The sequence below is a fragment of the Acidisoma sp. genome, from assembly GCF_035492295.1.
GTDB lineage: Bacteria > Pseudomonadota > Alphaproteobacteria > Acetobacterales > Acetobacteraceae > Acidisoma.
Map to the genome: position 1 here is coordinate 1 of NZ_DATJJK010000034.1, position 23,462 is coordinate 23,462.

Annotated in this window: 19 protein-coding genes; 9 read left to right on the forward strand and 10 right to left on the reverse strand. The window is 64.0% G+C overall.

Going from position 1 to position 23,462, the window contains the following annotated elements; genetic code table 11:
- The 8 genes from tcuB to VL752_RS02485 form a co-directional block, all read left to right on the forward strand.
- The coding region (tcuB, locus tag VL752_RS02450; RefSeq protein WP_325352149.1) for a tricarballylate utilization 4Fe-4S protein TcuB at nt 1–1,075 on the forward strand (1,075 nt) is incomplete at its 5' end.
- Nucleotides 1,076–1,254: 179 nt separating this feature from the next.
- Nucleotides 1,255–2,208, forward strand: a complete 954-nt coding sequence (locus tag VL752_RS02455) for an AraC family transcriptional regulator (protein ID WP_325352150.1) — start codon at nt 1,255–1,257, stop codon at nt 2,206–2,208.
- Nucleotides 2,209–2,232: 24 nt separating this feature from the next.
- A complete protein-coding gene (locus VL752_RS02460) occupies nt 2,233–3,675 on the forward strand; it encodes an ABC transporter substrate-binding protein (protein WP_325352151.1) in 1,443 nt (480 codons plus the stop codon).
- A 53-nt stretch (nt 3,676–3,728) separates the two neighbouring features.
- Nucleotides 3,729–4,652 (forward strand): carbohydrate ABC transporter permease, encoded by a 924-nt coding sequence (locus tag VL752_RS02465; RefSeq protein WP_325352152.1) that lies wholly within the window; start codon nt 3,729–3,731, stop codon nt 4,650–4,652.
- Nucleotides 4,639–5,496: a carbohydrate ABC transporter permease gene (locus VL752_RS02470; RefSeq protein WP_325352153.1), complete on the forward strand. Its 858-nt coding sequence runs from the start codon at nt 4,639–4,641 to the stop codon at nt 5,494–5,496. Before VL752_RS02465 ends, VL752_RS02470 begins: the two co-directional genes overlap by 14 nt.
- Nucleotides 5,493–6,614, forward strand: coding sequence for an ABC transporter ATP-binding protein (locus tag VL752_RS02475; protein WP_325352154.1), 1,122 nt, complete (start codon nt 5,493–5,495; stop codon nt 6,612–6,614). The genes VL752_RS02470 and VL752_RS02475 overlap by 4 nt, the downstream gene beginning before the upstream one ends.
- Nucleotides 6,614–7,708 carry an ABC transporter ATP-binding protein gene (locus VL752_RS02480; protein WP_325352155.1) on the forward strand — a complete coding sequence of 365 codons (1,095 nt, stop codon included), beginning with the start codon at nt 6,614–6,616 and terminating at the stop codon, nt 7,706–7,708. Before VL752_RS02475 ends, VL752_RS02480 begins: the two co-directional genes overlap by 1 nt.
- A gap of 12 nt (nt 7,709–7,720) precedes the next feature.
- Nucleotides 7,721–8,824 (forward strand): zinc-binding dehydrogenase, encoded by a 1,104-nt coding sequence (locus tag VL752_RS02485; RefSeq protein WP_325352156.1) that lies wholly within the window; start codon nt 7,721–7,723, stop codon nt 8,822–8,824.
- A 134-nt stretch (nt 8,825–8,958) separates the two neighbouring features.
- On the opposite strand, the gene VL752_RS02490 is transcribed toward VL752_RS02485, so the two are convergent.
- The 8 genes from VL752_RS02490 to VL752_RS02525 are packed head-to-tail and all read right to left on the reverse strand — an operon-like array spanning nt 8,959 to nt 17,681.
- Nucleotides 8,959–10,602 carry a peptide ABC transporter substrate-binding protein gene (locus tag VL752_RS02490; protein ID WP_325352157.1) on the reverse strand — a complete coding sequence of 548 codons (1,644 nt, stop codon included), beginning with the start codon at nt 10,600–10,602 and terminating at the stop codon, nt 8,959–8,961.
- Nucleotides 10,603–10,651: 49 nt separating this feature from the next.
- Nucleotides 10,652–11,980 (reverse strand): NAD(P)/FAD-dependent oxidoreductase, encoded by a 1,329-nt coding sequence (locus VL752_RS02495; protein WP_325352158.1) that lies wholly within the window; start codon nt 11,978–11,980, stop codon nt 10,652–10,654.
- A 1-nt stretch (nt 11,981) separates the two neighbouring features.
- The gene (locus VL752_RS02500; protein WP_325352159.1) at nt 11,982–12,671 is read right to left on the reverse strand and encodes an SDR family NAD(P)-dependent oxidoreductase; all 690 of its coding nucleotides are present in this window, start codon (nt 12,669–12,671) and stop codon (nt 11,982–11,984) included.
- Nucleotides 12,672–12,676: 5 nt separating this feature from the next.
- Complete coding sequence (locus VL752_RS02505) at nt 12,677–13,681, reverse strand: ABC transporter ATP-binding protein (protein WP_325352160.1); 1,005 nt, start codon at nt 13,679–13,681, stop codon at nt 12,677–12,679.
- Nucleotides 13,678–14,679 (reverse strand): ABC transporter ATP-binding protein, encoded by a 1,002-nt coding sequence (locus VL752_RS02510; RefSeq protein ID WP_325352161.1) that lies wholly within the window; start codon nt 14,677–14,679, stop codon nt 13,678–13,680. The genes VL752_RS02505 and VL752_RS02510 overlap by 4 nt, the downstream gene beginning before the upstream one ends.
- Nucleotides 14,676–15,572 (reverse strand): ABC transporter permease, encoded by an 897-nt coding sequence (locus VL752_RS02515; RefSeq protein ID WP_325352162.1) that lies wholly within the window; start codon nt 15,570–15,572, stop codon nt 14,676–14,678. Before VL752_RS02515 ends, VL752_RS02510 begins: the two co-directional genes overlap by 4 nt.
- The gene (locus VL752_RS02520) at nt 15,569–16,519 is read right to left on the reverse strand and encodes an ABC transporter permease (RefSeq protein WP_325352163.1); all 951 of its coding nucleotides are present in this window, start codon (nt 16,517–16,519) and stop codon (nt 15,569–15,571) included. The genes VL752_RS02515 and VL752_RS02520 overlap by 4 nt, the downstream gene beginning before the upstream one ends.
- Before the next feature lie 7 nt (nt 16,520–16,526).
- Nucleotides 16,527–17,681 (reverse strand): NAD(P)/FAD-dependent oxidoreductase, encoded by a 1,155-nt coding sequence (locus tag VL752_RS02525; RefSeq protein ID WP_325352164.1) that lies wholly within the window; start codon nt 17,679–17,681, stop codon nt 16,527–16,529.
- A 156-nt stretch (nt 17,682–17,837) separates the two neighbouring features.
- Between VL752_RS02525 and VL752_RS02530 the strand changes: the two genes are divergently transcribed.
- Nucleotides 17,838–18,371, forward strand: a complete 534-nt coding sequence (locus VL752_RS02530) for a MarR family winged helix-turn-helix transcriptional regulator (RefSeq protein WP_325352165.1) — start codon at nt 17,838–17,840, stop codon at nt 18,369–18,371.
- A 256-nt stretch (nt 18,372–18,627) separates the two neighbouring features.
- On the opposite strand, the gene glnT is transcribed toward VL752_RS02530, so the two are convergent.
- Nucleotides 18,628–19,989 (reverse strand): type III glutamate--ammonia ligase, encoded by a 1,362-nt coding sequence (gene glnT / locus VL752_RS02535; protein WP_325352166.1) that lies wholly within the window; start codon nt 19,987–19,989, stop codon nt 18,628–18,630.
- A 362-nt stretch (nt 19,990–20,351) separates the two neighbouring features.
- Complete coding sequence (locus VL752_RS02540) at nt 20,352–23,441, reverse strand: Hint domain-containing protein (RefSeq protein WP_325352167.1); 3,090 nt, start codon at nt 23,439–23,441, stop codon at nt 20,352–20,354.
- Nucleotides 23,442–23,462: the final 21 nt, after the last annotated feature.

The window sequence follows — 23,462 nt, forward strand, 5'->3', positions numbered from 1 at the left end:
CAGCCTTATCGAGGCCCGCCGGGAAATGGAAATCTGCAACGCCTGTCGCTACTGCGAGGGCTTTTGCGCCGTCTTCCCGGCCATGGCCCGCGAGCGCGCCTTTTCCGGCGGTGACCTCACCTACCTCGCCAACCTCTGCCATAACTGCCAGGGCTGCTACTACGCCTGCCAATACGCGCCGCCGCATCCCTTCGGCGTCAACGTGCCGCGTACCTTCGCGGTTCTGCGCCACGAGAGTTACCAGGACTATGCCTGGCCACGTCCGCTCGCTCATGCCTTCGACCGGAACGGGCTGGTGGTGGCCGTCGCCACGGCGGTCGCCCTGGCCCTGGTGCTCATCCTGGTGGGGGCAGGGACCGCCCCGGGCGTGCTCGGCCATGCCTATCATGGCCCGGGCGCGTTCTACCGGATCGTACCCTGGGCCGCGATGGCTGGTGTCGCCGCGGTCACGCTTCTGTTCTCTCTCGCGGCGCTCGCTGTCGCCGGCTCACGTTTTTGGCGAGACGCAGGGCAGGACACGCGGCCGCCGTTGCGCGCCGTCGCGGCTGGGCTGCGGGATGCGCTGACGCTCAAGAACCTGGGTGGTGGCGGCCATGGCTGCAACGACCGCGATGAGGCTTTCTCACAAGGCCGCCGCCATTGTCACCACGCGATGGCCTACGGCTTCCTGGCCTGCTTCGCCTCCACCCTTTCGGCCGCCTTCGAGGCCTATGCTCTGGGATTGCCGGCCCCCTATCCGGTGTTCAGCCTGCCGGTCGTGCTCGGCGCCTTTGGTGGCGCCGGCCTGGTCATCGGGACATCCGGCCTGATTTGGCTGAAGATCGCCGCGAACCGCGCAGCCGCGGCCGAAAATCTGTTCGGGGCCGATTTCGCGCTGCTCGTTCTGCTCTGGCTTGCGGCAGCTTCCGGCCTGCTGCTCCTGGGCTTTCGGCAGACGAGCGCCATGGGCACGCTCCTCGCCATCCACCTCGGGCTCGTTCTGTCGCTCTTCGTTCTGCTGCCCTACAGCAAATTCGTCCATGCCGTTCATCGCAGCCTGGCCCTCGTCCGCAATGCGGCGGACGGCCCCGCCTGATCGCAGAGACCAGGCTCAGGTGAGCAAAAAAGTATTAGTCTTGCCAGAATCGTGATGTAGACGAGCCTTGCTGCGAAAGCTAGCCTCATAGCCAACAACGAAGAGGGTGAGAAAAACCCTCGCAATCGGCTGGAGGAAAGTCATGGCGATCCCATCGGCTATGCCAGATAGCACCGTCCATGCAGCCTGACCTCGAGGTTGTCAGCTTACATACCGACGCGTCCTTCGCCGCTTGGGCGCATGGCTATCCCTACCGCACGGTGCGGTGGCATTTTCATCCGGAATACGAGATCCATCTCGTTACCGCGACGCATGGTCGCGCCTTCGTCGGCGATCATGTCGGCACCTTCGAGCCCGGAAATCTGATTCTGACCGGTCCCAATCTACCGCACAACTGGATCAGCGACGTGCCGCCGGGATCGAGCATTCCTGAACGCGGCCTGATCGTGCAATTCGGTGAGCCCTTTGTCCGCCGCTGCCTCGATACGTTTCCAGAAATGTCCTACGTCGCCGATCTTCTGAAAGATGCAGAAATGGGCGTGGAATTCTCCGCCGAGGATGGTGCGGCCGCAGAACCGCTCCTGCGTGAGATGCTGACAGCGCAGGGCGTCCGCCGTCTTGCCCTGTTCTTCGCCTTGATCGATGTGCTGCATCGCTCGACGTCCAAACGAATCCTGTCGAGCCGCGTATATCGGTCCGATCCCGCCACCTATATGGCGCAGCCACTCAATATCGTTCTTGATTACATCGCCTCAAATTTCCGCTCCGATCTGCGCGAAGCCGAGATGGCCGAGCTCAGCGGCTATACCTTGGCGGCCTTCTCGCGTGCCTTCCGCCGCCATGCCGGTGTCAGCTTCGTCCATTACGTCAACAGCATGCGCATCAAGCGTGCGTGCGATATGTTGATCGCCGACGAAACCCGCATCGCCGAGATCTGCTTTCACGTCGGCTTCAACAATCTGTCGAACTTCAATCGGCAGTTTCTGGCCCACAAAGGCATGGCGCCGCGTGATTTTCGTCGGCACCACCGGGTGAACGCGACCTTGGCCGAGACTGCCACCATTCCGATGCCATCCGCGGTCCGTGAGCCGCGCCGACGAGGCACGGGAGAAAACCGCTCCGCCTATCCATAAAAAAACAAACGGGGGACAAGAGACATGCACGAGAAAGCGAAAGACCTCTGCGAGGCATTCCTGGCGCGGGGCATCGGCCGACGGGATCTCATGCGCCGGCTGGCCGCACTCGGCCTCACTGCCGGTGCAGCGGATATGCTGGTCAATGCGACGGCAACCCGCGCTCTTGCCGCGGATTTCGACTGGAAGGCGTATAAGGGAACGAGCCTGAAGCTCCTGTTGAACAAGCATCCCTACGCCGATTCGATGATCGCCGATCTCGATGCGTTTAAGACCCTGACCGGCATGAACATTACTTACGACATTTTCCCGGAGGATGTGTATTTCGACAAGGTGACGGCGGCGCTCTCCTCCCGGTCCACCGAATACGACGCCTTCATGACGGGCGCCTATCAAACCTGGCAATATGGTCCGGCCGGCTGGCTCGTCGACATGAACGAGTTCCTGCAGGACAAATCGAAGGTCGCGCCGAACTACAACTGGGACGATATTCTGCCCAATCTGCGCGCCTCCGATAGCTGGTCGGGCAAGCCGGGGGATGCGCTGGGCGGGCCTGGTGCCAAGCAGTGGGCGCTGCCCTGGGGCTTCGAAGTCTACATGCTGACCTACAACAAGCCGGTATTCGATCGCCTCAAGCTCGCGCCGCCCAAGAACATGCAGGAGCTGATGACGACGGCCGCGACCATCACCCAGAGCGGTGGCAACGGCATGTATGGCATCGGCGTTCGCGGCAGCCGCTCCTGGGCGACGATCCATCCTGGTTTCCTCTCGGGCTACAGCAATTTCGGTGCGCGTGACTTCACGGTCGCGGACGGCAAGCTGAAATCCGCCGTCAACTCGAAGGAATCGAAGGATTTCACGGCGCAATTCGTGAAAATGGTGCAGGATAGCGGGCCGAAGAACTGGGCGACTTATACCTGGTACGAAGTGGGGGCTGATCTCGGCGCCGGCACCTCGGGCATGATCTATGACGCTGACAGCCTGGCCTACTTCACCGCTACGGGTAACACCAAGATGAAGGGGCAACTCGGCTTCGCCCCCATCGCGCCCAATCCGGCGATGAGCCATCCCACTTCCAATGTCTGGATCTGGTCGCTCGCCATGTCGAATTTCTCGAAGCGCAAGGATGCAGCCTGGCTTTTCATGCAATGGGCAACAGGCACCGACCATCTCCTGTTCGGCGCGCGCGATCACGACATGATCGATCCCGTGCGCTCCAGCATCTGGAAAGATGACGAATTCCAGTCGCACATGAAGCAGAAGGTGCCCGGCTTCCTTGAAACCTATCAAGTCACCTCGCCGGACGCGAAGATCTATTTCACGCCTCAGCCGCTTTTCTTCAACGTGACGACGGATTGGGCAGCCGCATTGCAGCGCATGGTGGCGAAGCAGGTGCCGGTCGACGAAGGGCTTGACCAGTTGGCGGAAGCGACGAACCGCCAGATGAGCGACGCCGGTCTCGGCTGATTGGATTTCGGGCAGCCGGCTGGTCCGGCTGCCCGGCGGTATCGGAGAACAGCATGTCCCAAGTCAGTGGCGCGTCAGCGCCCTTGCCACGTCGGCCTTTTCTGCCACGCGCCTTGCCCTATCTGCTGAGCCTTCCGGCGCTGCTTGTTTGCGTCGGCATCCTCATCCCTTTTGGCACAGCTGTTTGGTACAGTCTGGAACGCTACAATCTCTCCATGCCCTATCTGCGGGGATTCATTGGGCTTCGCAACTACACAGGCTTGTTCACCGACCCGGATTTCTGGAACACCATCAGGGTGTCCCTTACCTATACCGTCTCCACCGTCGTGCTGGAGCTGCTGCTCGGCCTTGGCATCGCGCTGCTGCTGCGGGAACGCAGCCGGCTGAACAATATCATCTCCATCGCCCTCCTCATGCCGCTGATGACGGCGCCGGCGATTGCGGCCCTGATGTGGAAGCTGATGACCAATCCTGGCTTCGGCGTGCTCAGCTGGCTCATCTCGCTGCTGGGCGTCACGAATTTCAAATGGGCGTCGAGCCCGCATACGGCGATGTTCACCGTCGTGCTGGTCGATATCTGGGTCTACACGCCCTTTATGATGATCCTGCTGCTGGCGGGCCTGCGGTCCCTGCCGCAGCAACCCTTTGAGGCCGCGCGGCTGGACGGCGTCAATGCCGGATTCGTCTTCCTGCGCATCACCCTGCCGATGCTGACCCCCTTCTTGTTCACGGCGGTGCTCTTCCGGACGCTCGACAGTATCCAGCAATTCGACATCATCTACGCCATGACCCAGGGTGGACCCGGCAACAGCTTGCTCGTCTTCCAGGTCCGCGCCTATCTCGAATTCTTTTCCTATACCAATGTCGGCCGATCCGCCGCGATTCTCATGGTGCTCTGGGCCATTACCTATGTGCTGAGCCAGGTTTTCGTGCGGCAGTGGACGAAGCTGAGGGAGCGCGCGCATGGCGTGGCGTGACGGCGTGTTGCGGGCGCTGCGCGGGATCGCGTTGACGCTCGTCGTCATCTTCTTCCTGTTCCCGATCTTCTGGATCTTCCTGATGTCGTTCGAAACGAACGAGACCGTGCTGCGCGTGCCGCCGACGCTGACACCGCATCTCACCTTGGAGAACTACGTGGCGCTCCTCTCGGGCCAGCTGGTGACCGCGACCGGGGTGATGAATATCACTTTCCTCCACAATCTGTGGAATTCCGTGCTTCTCTCGACATGCTCCGTCGCCGTCGCGCTGATCCTCGGGGTGCCGGCGGCCTATGCTTTCGCGCGCTTCCGCTTTCGTGGCCGGGAGGATATCGCATTCACCTTGCTCTCCTTCCGCTTCGCGCCGCCTCTACTCGTGCTGCTGCCGCTGACCCTCTATTTCCAGGATATCGGCCTCAGTAATACCTATGTCGGTCTTATCTGGATCTATCAGCTCATCTGCCTGCCCTTGATCCTCTGGATCGTGCGCGGTTACTTCGAGGATGCGAGTCCCGATATCGAATTCGCCTATCGTGTCGATGGCCATTCCTGGTGGCGTGCCTTTACCCGGATCGCGATCCCGCTGGCCGGCCCCGGCATCGCGGCTGCTGGCCTGCTTTCCTTCATTTTCGCCTGGAACAACTTCGTCTTTGCGCTCGTCCTGGCCTCGGCTGACAAGCAGCCGGTGACGGTTGGCGCGCTGGCCTTCGTTACCGCTTCGGGCATTCAATATGGCATCATCGCCGCGGCCATTGTGCTGTCGGTTCTGCCGACACTGGCACTTGCCCTTTATGCACAGCGCTGGCTCGTCGAAGGCTTGAGCCTTGGGGCTGTCAAAGGATGAGGGACGCGGTCTCCACGGACGGGCTTCTGGTGCAGGAGATGAGCACTGGTTTCGGCAAAACGCAGGTTCTGCACGGTGTCACGCTCGGTGTTGAACCCGGCGAGACGCTGGTACTATTCGGGCCGTCCGGCGCCGGCAAGACGGTCCTGCTGCGCGCCATCGCCGGGCTCGATCCGAACGCCGTCGGCCGCGTGTTCATAGCCGGACGCGACGTGTCGATGGTGGGGCCGGAGCGACGCGGCATCGGTGTCGCCTTTCAGAACTTCGCGCTCTATCCGCACATGTCGGCCATGGAGAATATCGCGAGCCCGCTTCACGCCCGCAAACTGCCCGAGGCGGAAATTGCCGAGAAGGTCGGCCGGATCGCCCGGCTCCTGAAGATCGATCATGTGCTCGCACAACAGCCGCGCGCTCTGTCGAATGGCCAGAAGCAGCGCACTGCGCTCGCGCGGGCGTTGGTCGGCGCGCCGAAGGTGCTGCTGATGGACGATCCTCTGCGCAATGTCGATGCCAAGCTGCGCTACGAAATGCGTATGGAATTGCCACGCTTGCTGCGCCAGGCCGGCGCCGCCTCGATCTACGTCACGCAGGATTATCGTGAGGCGATGGCGCTCGGGGACCGTATTGCCGTGCTCATCGAGGGGCACATCGTGCAGCTCGATGCACCGGAGCAGGTCTACGCGGCGCCGGCCTCGGTGGCGGTCGCGCGCCTGTTCGGCGACCCGCCGCTCAATCTGCTGCCCTGCACACCAAAGGTCACGGGAGATGGTCTCACCGTGCGGCTCTTTGGCCTCGACCTGGCCTTGCCCATGGCCGCCGGCATCGCCGGACGAGATGCTTTGCTCGGCCTGCGCCCGGAAAGTATCGGCATCCTTGGCGCCCCCGCGCCCGGGGCGGCGCGCGCAACCCTGACGGCGGCGACACCGCTGCACGGCAAGGTCGTGCTTCTCTTGCGCACGCCGGAGGGCGAGGAAATCCTCGCGAGCCAGGTGGGGCAGCCGCCCGAAACAGGCAGCACGGTCTGGTTCCGGCCCGCGCCCGAGACGGCTCTGCTCTATGACGCGGCGAGCGGGTTACTCACGCTGCATGCAGGCGCCACCACGGAGGAAGCGGCCTGATGCTTGAACTCGACCATCTCAGCAAGACTTATGGGCGCAGCAGCCTGCGCGCCGTCAACGATCTCACGCTGCGCGTCAATGACGGGGAGTTCATCGCCCTGCTTGGCTCCTCCGGCTGCGGCAAGACCAGCACGCTCCGGATGATTGCAGGCTTCGAGGCGGTGACGGAGGGCCGCATTGCGCTTTCTGGCCGCCGCATTGATGGGCTGGCACCAGCGCGGCGCCGTGTCGCCATGGCCTTCGAGGGCTATGCCCTCTATCCGCCGTTGACGGTCGAGGACAACATTGGCTTCGGCCTCTCCAGCAAGCCCGGGCTGGATGCGCGCCAGCGCGTGCGTGAACTTGCCGATTTGCTGGAGATCGGAGCCATTCTCAAACGCAAGCCCGCCGGCCTCTCTGGCGGCCAGCAGCAGCGGGCCTCGCTCGCCCGCGCCCTGGCCCGGGACGCCGAGCTGCATCTGCTCGATGAGCCCATGGGCCAGTTGGAGCCACAGCTGCGCGCGATTCTGCGAGGACGCGTCAAAGCACTGACCAAGGCGCGCGGCCTCACCTCCGTCCTCGTCACCCACGACCAGACGGAAGCGAATGCGATGGCGGATCGCATCGCGGTCATGGAAGGCGGAATCCTCCAGCAATATGGCACACCAGCGGAATTGCACGAACAACCGGCCAATCTCTTCGTGGCCACCTTCTTTGGCGAACCGCCGATGAATGCCCTGCCTGCAATCGTCGATGGGGATGGGTTGCGGCTGGAGGGCGACACTGCGGCGCGCGTTTCACTGGCCGGCCTGCCGCTGCCGCCGCCCGGCACATCGGTCGTGCTCGGCTTGCGGCCTCATGCCGTCATCCTGGGGCAGGGGGATTGGCGCGCCACCGTCATCTCTAACCACTGGCTGGGCGATGAGGCGCATGTGGCGCTGGACATGAACGGTCGTCTTATCATCGCGGTCGCTCACAACCGGGTGCAAGCCCAAACCGGAAGTGTCATCCCGCTCGGCTTCTCCTCACGCGACCTGCATCTGTTCGATGCAGCCACCGGGCGCGCCCTTCTGCACGGGTCTCGCGTCGCCTCTCCACTTTCCTCTAGGACATAGGGAGACAAGGCAATGAGCCTGCCAAACGACCGGATGACGGCGATCGTCTGCCACGGTCCCGAAGATTACCGCGTGGAGCAGAAGCCGCGGCCCGTGCCCGGGAATAGCGAGATGGTCATCCGCATCACCGCATGTGGGATTTGCGCCAGCGACTGCAAATGCTGGTCGGGTGCGGCGATGTTCTGGGGCGAAAACCCCTGGGTGAAGGCGCCGGTGGTGCCGGGGCACGAATTTTTCGGCGTCGTGGACGAGATGGGCGCCGACGCCGCCGCGCATTTCGGTGTCAAGACCGGGGATCGCATTATCGCGGAGCAGATCGTGCCTTGCGACCGCTGTCGTTATTGCCGCAGCGGCGCGTATTGGATGTGCGAGGTGCACCACATCTTCGGCTTTCAGCGTGATGTGGCCGATGGCGGCATGTCCGATTTCATGCTCATCCCGCGCACGGCGCGCGTGCACGTTATCCCGCCGGCACTTTCGCTGGAGGATGCGGCGATCATCGAGCCGCTCGCTTGCGCCATCCACACGGTCCAGCGTGGGGATGTACAGCTTGACGACGTACTGGTGATCGCCGGCGCGGGCCCGATTGGCCTGATGATGGTGCAGGTCGCGAAACTGAAGACGCCGAGGAAGCTCATCGTCATAGACATGGTGTCAGAGCGTCTGGAACTCGCCCGCAGTTTCGGCGCCGACATCACCATCAACCCGGCGGAAGAGGATGCGCTGAAGATCGTCCAGGACGCGACCGGCGGTTACGGTTGCGACGTCTATATCGAAGCCACGGGATCGCCCTCCGGGGTGGTCCAGGGCCTCTCGCTCATTCGCAAGCTCGGTCGCTTCGTCGAATTTTCGGTCTTCGGCAAGGAAACCTCGGTCGATTGGTCGATCATCGGTGACCGGAAGGAACTCGACATCCGCGGCTCCCATCTCGGGCCGTACTGCTATCCGATCGCGATCGACCTTCTGTCACGCGGGCTGGTGACATCTGAGGGGATCGTCACCCACGCTTTTGGTTTCGCGGACTGGGATGATGCGATCAAAACAGCGAATTCGCTTGACTCGATTAAGGTGCTCATGAAGGGGGCCCATGCGGCCGACGGCGGCGTGCCGGGCTGAGAGCCCGGAATCGCGCCCCCATCAGTCATGTAAAGTGTGAATCGCCTGTCAGACCGAGGCCGAATTGCTTCGATCTGACAGGATCAAGCTCTGGATGGAGGGTGGCCAATGCGGCCGCCCTCCGCCTGATGCTGTCAGGTCACCCAATACCAGTCGCGGATGTTCCAACAATTGGAACGAACATTAACGTTGGGATCATAGCCCACGAGGTTCGACTTCGTGCCCTCGATCATGGAATATTGGAAGATCGGCAGGAAGGGCAGGTCATGGCGGACGATGGCCTGAATCTGCTGATAGATGGGCTTGCGCTTCGCCTGGTCCTGGATCGCCGCGCCCTCGCTCAGCAACTTGTCCACCTCGGGGTTGCTGTAGCAAAAGGTATTCTGTCCGGAGCCACCCTTGGCCGGGCTCGAATGGCTGTCGAAATAGTCAGGAGCGGACGGGTCGGGTCCGGTCATGAAGTCAAGCCCTGCAATCGCCGTGTCGAACTTGGACATCATCCAGTAATCGCTCCACATCACCGCGGGCGGCAAGTTCTTGATCGTCATCTCCACGCCGATGTCCTGGAAATTCTGCTGCACCAGTTGCTGCACCTGCTCGCGCAGATGATTGCCGGCGGTCGTGGAGCTGGTAAAGCTCAGCCGCATGCCGTTCTTTTCGCGAATACCGCCTGCACCCGGCTTCCAGCCGGCGTCGTCCAAAATCTTCTTCGCCGCCGCCGGATCGTATTTATGCGAGGGGAGGTTGGGATTGAAAGCCCAGGATTCGGTGGGCAGGTAGGATTCGGCCGGTTTCGGAATGTTGTAGTAGAGCTGCTGGATGACGCTATCCTTGTCGAGCGCTGCATAAAGCGCCTGACGTACTGGAAGTTCGGCGAAGATCGGGTGGGATAGATCGAAATCGAAGGTTTCGATGAAGGCCTGCGGTGCGGACGCAACTGTGCGGTTCGGCAGCTTAACCGCTTCCGCGTAGTGGTCGGCCGAGATACCCTGCAAACCGATATAATCGATATCGCCCGTGCGGAACTGCGTGTAGAGAACCGTAAGATCGGGCACATACTTGAAGATCAGGCGATCGACATAGGGGCCCTTGCCGTAGAACTTGTCATAGGCGGCGAGGGTGATGTGGTCTCCCGGGACGCGGCTTTCCCATTTGAAGGGTCCGGTGCCGACCGGCGCCTCATTGAAGGGGGCGGTGCGATAATCCGTCACACCCTCCAGCTTGTGCTTGGGCACGATGAAGGTCCAGGACAGGATGGAGATATAGGGCGCGAAGGGCTTCGTCATCGTCCAGGTGATCTCGGTCGGGCTGACGATGGTGATGTCGCGCACCAGCTCGTGCCCGGCCTTGCTGAAGGCCGGGAAGCCGGGCGTATTGATGAGATCGAGCGTGAACTTCACGTCATCGGCGGTGAAGGGCGTGCCATCATGCCAGGTGACGCCGGGACGAAGCTTGAGATGCCAGTGCAAGCCATCTTCGGAGAGGCCGCCATTCTGCACCGTCGGCACGTCGGCCACGAGTTCCGGCACGAAATTGCCCTTCGGGTCCACCGACCAGAGCGGGCTGAAAAGGTTCATGTAGACGCCTTCATCCACCTCGATATGCAACAGGAGGGGGTTGAAGACCGTCGGCTCCTGGGAGATGCCGGCGATGATCTGGCCGCTCCGCTTGGCAGGCGGGGAGGAGGCGGCGCGGGCGGCGCCCGGCCAGAGCGGTGCGGCCCCGGCGGCGAGGGCAAGGCCCATCATCCGGCGGCGCGAGAGGAAGAGATCGGTCATCCTGAGTTCCTCGACGGCTAGGGGTTGCGAAAGGGGTTGGCGTTCGTGGTCAGAGCCCGGCTTCGACGATGATCGGTGATCCATCATGGAAGCGGGAGAAGCGGAAGGCGGTGGGGTCGACGAATGGTCGGGCCCCGGTCGCGAGATCGGCGGCCAGCCGGCCTGCACCGGGCCCGATGCCGAAACCATGGCCGGAAAAGCCGGTGGCGATGACGAGGCCCGGCAGCCGATCCACCGTGCTGATCACCGGCACCGCATCGGGGGTGACGTCGATCAGGCCTGCCCAGCACTGCTCGATCTTGACACCGGCGAAGCTTGGGAAGGTTTTCACAAGCCGATCCTTTACCTTGTGAAGACGCGCTACATCCGGTGTCGGGTCAAGCACCCGGGTTTTCTCGAAAGGCGAGGGCGCATCGAGCGCCCATTGCTTGGGTTGCCGCAACTCGGTCATGAAACGATCGTCGAGACGCAGACGCAGCCCATTCCATTCCGCCTTGAGGGCGGGCAGAAATTTCAAGGCAAAGCGGAAGGTATCCGGAACGAGGGGGACCGCCGTGCCGTGGCCATCCGCGATGGTGTAGCCGCCATCCTGCCGACGGCGAAAGGCAAAGCTCTCGGTCCAGGCTGCGGGTTCCGGCGTTCCCGCCATCGGCGCCGTGCGCATGACGCTGGAGAGCACTTTCAGCTGCGGCAGGGTAAGGCCAAGACTGCCGCAGAACAGCCGCGTCCAGGCGCCGCCTGCGAGGACGACGGCATTGCAGGCGATGCGGCCATGTTCCGTCACCACGCCGGAAACGCGCCCGGCGGTCTGCTCGATGCCGCGCACCGCGCATTGCGGGAGGATTGCGGCGCCGAGCGCGCGGGCGGCGCGGGCAATGGCGGGCGCCGCCTTCTGCGGCTCGGCCCGGCCATCGGTCGGGCAATAGAGTGCGCTACGGAAACGGCGCGTGGCGCCGGGGAGGAGGTTGGCCAACTCATTACCCGAGATCTGCCGTACGCCCATCTGGTAGGGTTCCGCCCGGCCGAGCCAGGCCGTGTGGCTGCGCTCCGTCGCCTCATCCTCCGCGACATACAGGATGCCGGCGGCGGTGAAGCCGGTATCGCTGGCGATCTTCCGGTCCAAACCCTCCCACAGACGCAGGCTTTCGATGATGAGCGGCATCTCGCGCTGATCGCGCCCGGTCTTGCGCACCCAGCCCCAATTGCGACTGGATTGTTCGCCCGCGATATGGCCCTTCTCACAGAGTGCCACGCTGATGCCGCGCTCGGCGAGGCTGAAGGCGGTGCTCACGCCGACAATGCCACCGCCAATGACGACGACATCGACCGATTGAGGGAAAAAGCTTTCCGGATCGACGGAATCGACGACGGGACCCATGTCAGAACTTCCCTTCCGGCTGCCAGTTGACGGCGATTTCGGTGACACTCGCCGAATTCGGCAGATCGAGGGCCATTTCGACCAGCCGGGCGATTTCAGCCGGCTGCGTCATCCGCTTGGGGTCGAGGTTGGTCGCCGCCATCGCCATGTCGGTCGCCACGAAACCCGGGCAAATGGCGGTCGCGCGGATGCCGTGGTCCCAACCGGCATGGCGCAGTGCTTGGGCGAGAGCGGTCGCCGCATGTTTGCTCACCGCATAGGCGCCGGAAATCTCAGACGCGACACGCAGGCCGGAAAGTGAGGAGAGGATGACGACGCGGCCCGCGCCGCTTGCCTTGAGATGGGGCCAGGCCGCGCGGGCCAGGCGCCGCGGTGCGTGCAGGTTGACGGCCAGCATCTCCGACATCTCGGCATCGCTGATATCGATGACGGATTTCTGGATAAGCAGGCCGGCATTGCAGATGATGGCGTCGATCCGACCGAAGCGGGCGAGCGTCGCCGAAACCCAGGCTTCTTCTGCACCTGCGTCGGCGATGTCATAGGCCTGGACAAAGGCTGTCCCTTGCGCCACCGGGCGGCGCATGCCGAGGGAGAGGCCCCAGCCTGCACCAGCCAAGCGGTCGGCGATGGCGGCGCCGATGCCGCGGCTGGCACCGGAGATCATGGCGATACGGGGAGGGGGAGCGGTCATGCAGTTCAAGCCTTCAGGGGAGCGGCAAGGGTGAGGTCGTCCCTGATGCAGGCCTTGTCGTGGCCGAGCCCGACGGTGCGAAGCGCGGGCGTGGTCTCGGCGCAGGCCGGCAGCGCGTAGGGGCATCGAGTGCGGAAGGCGCAGCCGGAGGGCGGTGACAGGGGACTGGGCAACTCGCCTTTCAGCACGATGCGTGCGGGGCGGCGGGCAGCATCGGTATCAGGTACGGCGGAGAAGAGTGCCTCGGTATAGGGGTGACGGGGGTCGGTAAAGAGCGCGGCGGTCGGCGCGATCTCCACGATGCGGCCGAGATACATAACGGCGACGCGGTCAGAAATGGCGCCGACGACCGCCAAATCATGCGCGATGAACAGCATCGACAGTCGCAGTTTCTCCCGCAAATCCATCAGGAGATTGATCACCTGCGCTTGGACCGAGACGTCGAGCGCGGAGACCGCCTCATCCGCGACCAGGAGTTCGGGCCTCAGCATCAGCGCCCGGGCGATGCCGATGCGCTGCCGCTGGCCACCGGAGAATTCGTGCGGAAAGCGGTCGGCCGCTGCAGGAAAGAGCCCCACGAGTTGCAGCGCTTCCTCGACCCGGGAGCGGCGCTCGCCCTTTCCTGCCGCCTCGCCATGAATCGCGAGGGGAGAGGAGAGGATGCTTTCCACGCTCATGCGCGGATTAAGCGAGGCATAGGGGTCCTGGAAGACGAGTTGCATATGCCGTCGCACGGGGCGCAGCGCACGGCGCGACAGGTGGGTGATATCCTGTCCACGAAACAGGATCGCGCCGGCGGTGGGCGCCTGCAAGCGCAGCACGGTGCGGCCAACCGTCGTTTTGCCCGATCCCGATTCACCGACCAGGCCCAGCACCTCGCCGCGGCCGATCGTGAAGGAAACACCATCCACGCCGCGCACCACGCCGCGGCGGCGAGAGAGGGCGGAGCCCACCGGGAAATGCTTGGTGAGATCCTGCACATCGAGGATTGGAGCGCCGTCCGTGCTCATGCGGAAATCTCCGGCCAGCGTGCGCATCTCACGTGATGCCCGGGTGTCACGTGGTCCATCCCCGGCCGGGCAATGCCGCAGGGGTCAGGCAGGGCCCAGGCGCAGCGCGGCTGAAAGGTGCAGCCGGCCGGGCGATACCGTGGGTCGGGCACGTTGCCGGGAATGGCGGGCAGGCGCTGCCCGGGCCGCAACGCAGCGGCGAGTTTGGGCACGGAGTTGATGAGCCCCTGCGTATAGGGCATGCGGGGCGCGCCAATCAGCGTTGCGGTCGGTGCCTCCTCCACAACCTGGCCGGAATACATGACGAGGGTACGATCCGCGATTTCCGCAACGACACCGAGATTATGCGTGATGAAGATGATGGCCAGACCGGTTTCGGTCTGCAGGCGGCGCAGGAGATCGAGGATTTGCGCCTGAACGGTGACGTCGAGCGCGGTCGTTGGCTCATCGGCGATGAGCAGCCGTGGCCGCGTGGCAAGCGCCATCGCAATCATCACGCGCTGCCGCATACCGCCCGAAAGCTGGTGCGGGAAGCTATTGGCGCGCTGCACCGGATCGGGGATGCCGACGAGATCCAGCAACTCAATCGCTCGCGCCTGTGCCGCACGTTTCTCCATCCGCTCATGCGCGCGTGCCGCCTCGGCGATCTGCCGGCCGACGCAATGCACCGGATTGAGGGAGGTCATCGGCTCCTGGAAGATCATGGAAACAGCGCCGCCGCGGATGTTCCGCATCGTGGTCTCCGGGACCGCGAGCAGATTTTGCCTGCCCTTTGGCCCGGCGAGGCGGATCTCCCCAGAGACATGGCAGGCCGGCGCAGGCGGGAGAAGGCGCATGATGGCAAGGGCGGTCACGCTCTTGCCGGAGCTGCTCTCGCCTACGATTGCCACTGTCTCTCCCGGCTCGACGGAGAATGAAACGCCATCGAGTGCGGTGACCAGCCCCGCTTCGCTGCGGAATTGGACCGCAAGATCTTCGACCTCCAGAAGCGCGCTCAACCAGGCAGATCCATGTGCGGGTCAAGTGCGTCGCGCAGGCCGTCGCCCACGAAGTTGAAGCTCGCGACGGCCAGGGTAATGACGGCGCCGGGGATGATGGCGAGCCAGGGAGCGCTCGTCAGATATTCCTGCGCGTTGTTCAGCATATTGCCCCAGCTCGGCGTCGGCGGCTGGATGCCGTAACCGAGATAGCTGACATAGGCCTCCATCAGGATGGCATTGGCGACGTTCAGCGTCGCCGAGACGACGATGGGAGCGACCGCATTGGGCAGAAGCTCCCGGAACATGAGGCGAAGGTCGGAGGCGCCAAGTGCCTCGGCTGCGATCATGTAATCCCGCTCGCGCAGCGCGCGAACCTGCCCATCGACGATGCGCGCGACCTGCATCCAGGCGGTCAGCGCGATGATGACGGTGATGGTGAGCAGATTTGGTGTCGTCAACGCGGCAAGCGTGAGGAGCAGAAAAATGCTCGGAAAGCAGAGCACGGCATCGACGAAGCGCATCAGCGCGGCGCCGACCCGCCCGCCATAGAAGCCGGAGACGAGGCCGATGACGACGCCGACGGCCGTGCTGAGGATCATGGCGACGAAACCGACTGTGAGCGAGATGCGGCCGGCCATCAGGAGGCGGGCGAGAAGATCGCGCCCGAGCTGATCGCTGCCCAGAATATGCGGACCCATCAGCGGCGCCTGGAAGCGATGGCGAAGATCGATGTGCAATTGATCATAGGGCAGCAGAGACGGACCAAAGGCGCAGGCAAGGACCAGGAACAGAATGATGAAGACACCGGCGAGCGCGAGCCGATGGCGCAGGAAGCGGCGTAGCGCCCGTCTGCGCCGCGCCTGGGGCGGTGCAGGCGCAGTCACCGCGGCGGCGCTTGCTTGCGCGCTCAAGCGAGGCGCATCCGCGGGTCGAAGACGACGTAGAGGATGTCGGCCATGAGATTGCCGAGCAGGGTCAGGATGGCGGCGACCATGAGCAGGCCCATGACCACGGGATAGTCGCGGTAGCCGAGCGAATCGAGGAAGAGCCTGCCCATGCCGGGCCAGGTGAAGACCGTCTCGGCAACGAGGGCGCCCCCGAGCAGCGTCGGCAGTTGCAGGCCGGTGAGGGTGATCATGGGCAGCATGGCGTTGCGCAGGATATGATGGCGCAGGATCTCGCGTGGCCGCAGCCCCTTGGCGCGGGCCGTACGAACATAGTCCTGGTTGATCACTTCGAGCGTCGAGGAGCGCATGTAGCGGCTCCAGGTCGCGACCGTGACAAGGGCGAGGACGACGCAAGGCAGGGCCAAGTGGCGCAGCAGATCGAGCGGCGAGCCATTGCCCACGGTCGCGATACCGCCAGCCGGCAGCCAGGCGAGCAGGACGGAAAAGAGATAGATCATGACAAGGCCGAACCAGAAGGTCGGGATCGAGAGGGCCACCATGGCGCCGATCGTCGTCAGGTAGTCGGCCAGGGAGTAGCGGCGCAGCGCGCCGAGCACGCCGACCCAGGTGCCGATGATGACGGCAAGGATCGAGGAACTCACCATCAGCTCCAGCGTCGCCGGCAGATGCGACGCGATGATCGCAAGCACGGGCTGCTGGTCGCGATAGGAGCGGCCCCAATCTCCCTGAACGAGATGCCAGGCCCAGGTGAGATATTGCAGGGGCAAGGGCTGATCGAGGCCCATCTCATGCGCGATACGATGCAGGTCCGCGGCCGTCATGCCCGGGGTCATGGCGAACTGCGACAGCGGACCGCCCGGCGTGAGATGCAGGAGGGCGAAGCCGATCATAGACACGATGACAAGAAGCAGCAGGCTCTGACCCAGGCGATGCAGCAGGTAACGCGCCATGCCCTGCTCACCCGTGGAGCGTGAGGGAGGCCGCGCTGTCGTTGCGGCGGGCGAAGCGTTCGATCATGAATGGAGCGAGATCGAAGCCGGAATCGCGCCCTTCCACCAAGGCTGCGCAGATACGCCCGGTAATGGGGCCGAGGCAGAAACCATGGCCTGAAAAGCCCATGGCGATGATCAGGCCTTCCGGATTGCCGGCGCGCTGGATGACGGGTAATGCATCCGGTGTCTGGTCAATCAATCCACCCCAGATATCCTCGACCTCCGCCTCCAGCGTCGCGGGAATGAGGGCGCCGAAGAGTTGAATGGTTTCAACGATATCGCGCGCCGTCGGGCGCACGCGGGGCCGTTCCCCGTCCTCCATATGGCCGTGCCAGTGTTCGATGCCGCTCGTGAAGCGGAAGCGGCCCGACACCTCCTGCCGGCCCGCGCATTCTGCATTGGCAACACCGATCACCTGCTCCAGCATCGGTGCCACGGGGCGGGACCGGATGACGGTGACGAGCCGAACCTTCAGCGGCACCTCGAGGCCCAAGGGGTTGAGCAGATCATTCCCGAAAATCCCGGCGGCGAGCACAACCTGGCCCGCTGGAATGCGCGCCCGGGTTGTGCGCACGCCGGTCACACGGCCATCCTCTGTCTCGATCGCGAGCACCTCTTCGCCGAACCGCATGGTCGCGCCCAGCCGCTCGGCGGCGGCAATAAAGGCAGAAACAGTCGCATGCGGATCGGCGTGGCCATCCGTCGTGCAAAGAGACGCGCCGGTGATATGGGGGGCGACCGCGGGGGCGACCGCACGCACGGCCTCCAACCCCTCGAGCATGGTGATGGGTAGACCCTTGGCCGACTGCTCATCCACGATGGCGCGCAACGCGGCAAGTTCCTCCTCCGAGCGGCCGAGACGCAGATTGCCGCCGCGGCGGTAATGCGTGGGCCGATCGAGGATTTGGTGGAGATCGCCCCAGATATCGACGGCGGCGCGGGCGAGCGGCAACTCGGCCGGATCGCGACCCGACTGGCGGACGCCTGCCAGCGTCCAGCCCGAGGCCATGGCTGCCGGGCCGTAGCGGTCGATCACCGCGACCTTGTGCCCGGCTTTCGCCAGTTCATAGGCAGTGGCCGCGCCGCTGATGCCGGCGCCGATGATGATGACATCGAACATCTGGATCCCCGGAGGAGCAACTGGGACAGTAGCGAACCGCTTCAGGCTAACAAAACTGTTGTGCCATGCAACATTAAACTTCATCCTGCTTTCAAGAAAAGGAGCGCATGGCATGCAAGGTTTCGGGCGACCCGGTGGCGGGGCAGGGACGTGACGGTGGCGGCCAAATCCCTTGTCCGGGTACGGCGACGCAGGCCGGCACCCGCCCTCTTGGACATCTCGCCGCTGACCAATCTCCTCAGCTTCCATATGCGCATGCTCGTGCTGGCGGTGAACCGGGCCTATGACGAGGCCTTTGCGGAGACACCGCTCGCCGGCGGCACCGGCAAACTCACGGCATTGATGTTGATCGGCGCCAACCCCGGCATCAGTCAGATCGAAATCGGCGAGGTTCTGAGCAAGGACAGACCCGCCATGGTGCGGATCATCGATCATCTTGAGCAGGAAGGCATGGTATTGCGGCGGCGCCGGCCGCAGGAGCGTCGCCGCTATGAGTTAACGCTTACGGCGCGGGGCCGCGCCAGTGTGGCGCGTTTCATGCAGATCGCCCGGGATTACGACGACCGCTTCTTCTCCCCTCTGGAAGCCAGTGAGCGGGCGGAACTGGCACGGCTGCTGCGCAAACTCCGCCTCGTCTATCAGAGCGAGACGCTCGGCATGCAGGATCAACCGGCCGCCTCTCTGGGGTGATGGCTCATGCCCATCGATCTCGACTGAGCGGTGCAGGTCTACAACGCCGCCGGCACTGCCGAACCTCATCCGCCCCTTCTGGATGCTGCGTTGCTCGTGCTGTTCATGCTCTGGTTCTTCGCGCGCAGACGCTATCCTTCGTGCCGCCCATGCATCCCTGAAGCAATCGGACGGCAGACGCCGCCGATCAAGACGACGACTACAAGGGCAGGGACGCTGTCTGCCCTTCAGGCAGTTTCCCCGGCTGGTTCAGGACCTAGAACATGGATGCGTAGCGCTCGGTTTCCCACCGGCTTACGGACAGGTGGTAGGCTTCCCATTCCTCGGTCTTGATGCGGATGAACTCATCGCGCAGTTCGGCGCCCAGTGCCTTCTCGACCAGCGGATCGGCGGCGAAGGCGGCCACCGCTTCCTGCAGCGTCTGAGGCAGGAAATCGATGCCGCGGTCCCGGCGCTCGGCCTCGCTCATGGCATAAAGATTGTCTTCGTTCGGGGTGCCGGGGTCGATCTTTTCCCGCACACCCTCCAGCCCCGCCGCCAGCACCAGTGCGGCTGCCAGATAGGGATTGACCGATCCATCGGCATTGCGGCTTTCGCAACGTCCGCCGCCGGCGGGCACCCGCAGGGAATTGGTGCGGTTGTTTGATCCATAGGAGTTGAAGACCGGTGCCCAGGAATAATAGCTCATGGCACCGCGGCGAACGAGGCGCTTGTAGCTGTTTACGGTCGGCGCGAGGGCGGCGCAGAGGGCACGGCCATGTTTCAGAATGCCGCCGATGAAGTGATAGCCGGTTTCGGTGAGGCCGAGGCCGCGCGGATCATCCCCAGGCGCGCATTCGAAGAGATTGGCACCCGTCGCGAGATCGTACAGTGACATATTGAAATGGGCGCCATTGCCGGTTTTGTCGGCAAAGGGCTTCGGCATCATCGTTGCAATCAAGCCTTCCTCCTTGGCGTAATGCTTGGCCATGAAGCGGAAGAAGGTCAGGCGGTCGCAGGTGGTCAATGCATCGGCATAGGCGAAGTCGAATTCGAACTGGCCGTTGGCGTCTTCATGGTCGAAGGAATAGAGGTCCCAGCCCAGGCTATCCATGGCCGAGGCCATGTTGTCCAGCCAGGAGAAATTGTCCACAAAGCCCTGTACATCGTAGCAGGGTTTCGTCAATTTGTCGTTGGCGTGGGGCACGATAAGGCTGCCGTCCTCGGTCTGGCGGAGAAGAAAAATTTCGCATTCGACGCCAAGATTGAACCCGAAGCTCATCTCGTTCGCCTGCGCAATCATGGTCTTGAGGGCGACGCGCGTGTTGAGCGGATAGGGCTTGCCCTGGAACTCGTTGTCCGCGGGCATCCAGGCGATCTTCGGTTCCCAGGGCAACTGGATGATGTGACTCAGATCGGGAACCGAGGTCAACTCGTCATCGTTCGGCGCCTGTCCGAGGCCGTCCAGCGCATAGCCAGTATAGCGCTCCGAGCCATGGGCCATGTGCTCCAGATGGCTGAGGGGCACGACCTTCGCCTTCTGGACGCCGTGAATGTCGACATAGGCGCCGATGCAATATTTCACGCCGCGGGCGGACAGATCGGCCTGGATCGTCGCGATGGTCTCGGGGGAGATCATGAAAGGAGATCCTTCTATGCAGAATTTCTTCTGTAGCACTCGCGAATACGCGGCCAAGACATGATAACTTGATTAATCGGTTAGTTAAAGAATAATGGTCCGGATGCGTGTTCCGTCGCTGCAGGAAACGGGATTTCTGCGCTAGGACTTCCTGATGAGGCAAGTGCCCGGGCACAGAAAGGCGCAAGGCGCAAGCCACAGTAATGGTCATCCGATGTCGTCAAGGCCTTGCAAGGCGCAGCACGCCGCCCCGCCGATGCCGCAGACACCGGCGCTTGTCTGAGGTCTGCTGCTGCCTTTTTCCGCGCCGAGCGCAGCAGGCGTTCGCACCGGCCCGCGTGCGCGACCGGGTGTCGCCCCTTCTATCGGACGGACGACAGGAAGGCGAAAGCCTGGGCTGCGGTGCGCCGGCTGAGTGCCGCCCGCACCCGGTCAACCTCGGGTCCCGTCACGCGTAGCGGCGCATAACTGGCGGCTTCGATCTGCAGCGTCACGTCCATCCGTGCCTGGCCCCAGGCCGGGTGCAGCGCCGTGACCGTGCCCTCCGCAAAGCTCGCGCGGTCACCGGTGTCGAGATAGCTCTCGGCGGCCAGGTTCTCGGCGAGCAGAATGTCATGCTCCGGCAGTTCGACATGGAAATAGATTATGCTGTCAGTCGGTCGCTGGCGGATGAGCTGGCCATCGATCAGGTATTTCACCGGGATCAGCACGCCCTCGGCGAAGATCGCATGGTCGGGCGAGAGCGTCAGGTCGCGGCAGGGCAGGCCGGGACCGAAGGCATCGGCGGAGATGCATACCGGCCAGACAGCCTGGGGCTCGGGGTGCCGCGCGCAATCGACGCGACGGTGGCCGAGCCATACCACCGGCTGCATCGCGCCCGCTGCCGTTCGCACCTGATCGCCGAGGCGGAGCGCCTCGACCGCCACGGGCCCGCGCGCCGTCTCGATCCGTGTGCCGGCGGCGAAACAGGCGAGGCTCGCGATCTCCAGCGAATCGTCGCTGCCTGCCGAGAAGGCGAAGCCGCCATAGCTCAGCGACGGATCGAGGGCGAGATTGGCGAGGTTGGTGCCGTCGAGATAGATGCCGAGCGAGCCGTTGGCATAGTCGTAGCTGTCGAGCGGATTGTAGGTCAGGGCGCCGAATTCGATGATGCCGGTATCGGCGCTGAAACCATAGATGAGCGCGTCGAGCGCACTCGTCAGGACGGCGCTGTCGGCGCTCGTGAAATCGAGCAACCCGCCGCTGCCGAGGAAGCTGATCCCGACCCCGCTGGTGGAGCCTCCGACCAGCAGCGCGCCCGTGCTGCCGATCGCGATGCTGCCGGCGCCCGCCGATACGCCCATGCCGAGGCTGCCCTGGTCGACAAGCTGGCCGTTGACGGTGACGGAGGCGGCTGTCGTCATGCCACCCAGCGAATAGCCCAAGCCGACGGATTGCGTCGTCACCATGCCGGTCGTGGCGATGTCGACCGCGCCGCCATAGACGTTGAAGGCGGCACTCTGGAAAGTGCCTCCTTCGGTGAGAGTGGTATTGTTGAAGGTCGCATCTCCACTCGCGGTCACGGTGCCGCCGGCGGCGATGCCGATAGTGGCGGCGGACGCGCCGAAGGCAGTCGTCTGAATTGTCCCCCCGGCGTCGATCGTGGCGGTGCCCCCGGTCGCCGTGAAGCCGGCGCCATTCAGGGTGATGCTCGCGTCGGCAGCGCCGCCGCCGACCGTGATGCTGCCGGCATTCTGGGTGAAGTTGCCGGCCGTGGCCTGGCCAGCCGAGAGCAGGATGCTACCGTTGTTGGAGTTGAGCGATCCGCTGACGCTGAGGCTGCCCCGGTCGAGCTTGAGGACGCCGTTGCCAGCGACGAGGAAATCGCCCGCCGTCCTGTTCGCCGCGGCGGAGCCGCCGATCGCGAGCGCGCCGCCCTCGGCAATGACGAGCGCTGACGTAGAGCCAGCCGGGGCGGAGAGGGTGAGGGAGCCCGCCGCATCGCCCGCGGTATCGACCGTCACCGTGTAGCTGCCGGTGACCGCGCCGAGATCGTCGCCCAGCATGACGGCGCCATCCGTGCCCGGTTGAGCGCCGCCGGACCAATTCGCGGCTGTGTTCCAGTTCCCGCCCGCGGCGTTGCTCCAGCGCGTGCCGCCAGCGGCATTGGCAAGTTCCACCCCGGCGCGGGCCTGGATCAGACCGGCGCCGGTATTGGGCAGGTTGGAGGCCACGGGAATCGTCGACTCGGCGAGCAGGTCGCTCAATTGCGCCGTCGTCAGCCCGCCGTCAGCCTCAAGCATGAGGGCGCCGACCGCGCCCGCATTGGGCGCGGCGGCGGAGGTGCCGTTGAAGGATTCAAAGCCCGGCACGGTGGTGCTGGAGCCCGAGACGCTGGTATAGGTCGGTGAGCCCGGCGTCACCGGGGTCGTCAGTGGATTGCCGTTCTGGTCGAAGAGGATCACGCCCGGGCCGGTTGAGCTATAGCTCGCAACAACCGGCGGACTGCCGAAGGCGGGTGTGTCGGTATAGGTGACCGCGCCGACGACATTGGTATCGGACAGGAGTTCGTGGCCGAGGATATTGCCCGTGCCCCCACCAGCGCCAGCGCTGACGATGGATGCCGCACTGTTGGAGTTGCTGACGATGAAGGTCTGCCCGGCGGGCGTCGTGCCGGCGTTTTGGACCACGACCAGCCGGAACTGGGTGGAGGCCGTGGTATTCGTGAAGCCGACGAACTGGATCGGGTTGTCGCCGATCTCATCGACGGTCGAGGAGGCAACGACATTGCCCTGGGCATCGAGCAGATAGAGGGCGAGGCTGTTCGCAGCGCCCGGACTGCCGGTGCCGATGCTGGCAAAAGGCTGCGCCCATTCCAGGACCAGATTGCCGCTCGCGCCGCGCGGGATGGTGACGTCCAGATACGGGTTGCTATTGCCGAAGTCGTTCGCGACAACAGCACCGATTCCGGGAATGGCGACAGAGAGCGGCGCGAAACCTTGCTCGACATAGTCCGCGCCGTCATTGCCGGCGGCGGAGAAGTAATTCACCCCGGCGCCGACTGCCGACTGGATCGCGAGGTCGAGCGCCGTTCCCGTCTGGAAGAAGGATTCGCCGGTCGCATAGCCGAGATCATCGATGATGACGGTGCACCCGGCATCCTGCAGGGCGGTGACGGCGGCCGCGCAGGACTCCACGCTGTCACCGCCGGCGGCAAAATAATAGTTGGCATTGGGCGCGATCTGGTAGGCGAGTTCCATCATCGCCTGACCCTCGTCAGTGCCGTCCGGACTGTCGTTGAGGACGGTGACGGAGGTCGGCAGATAGCCCTCGGTGACGTTGGCGGCCGCCCCGCCATTGGCGTTGTAGCTGTCGGAGATGATTCCGATTTTGATGCCCTCTCCCGACACCCCGTAAAGAGCGGTTGCGACATTCGCGCCAAGGGCTGTTGCCGCGTCACCAATTCCGGACATCGTTACGTCTCCCGCCAGACC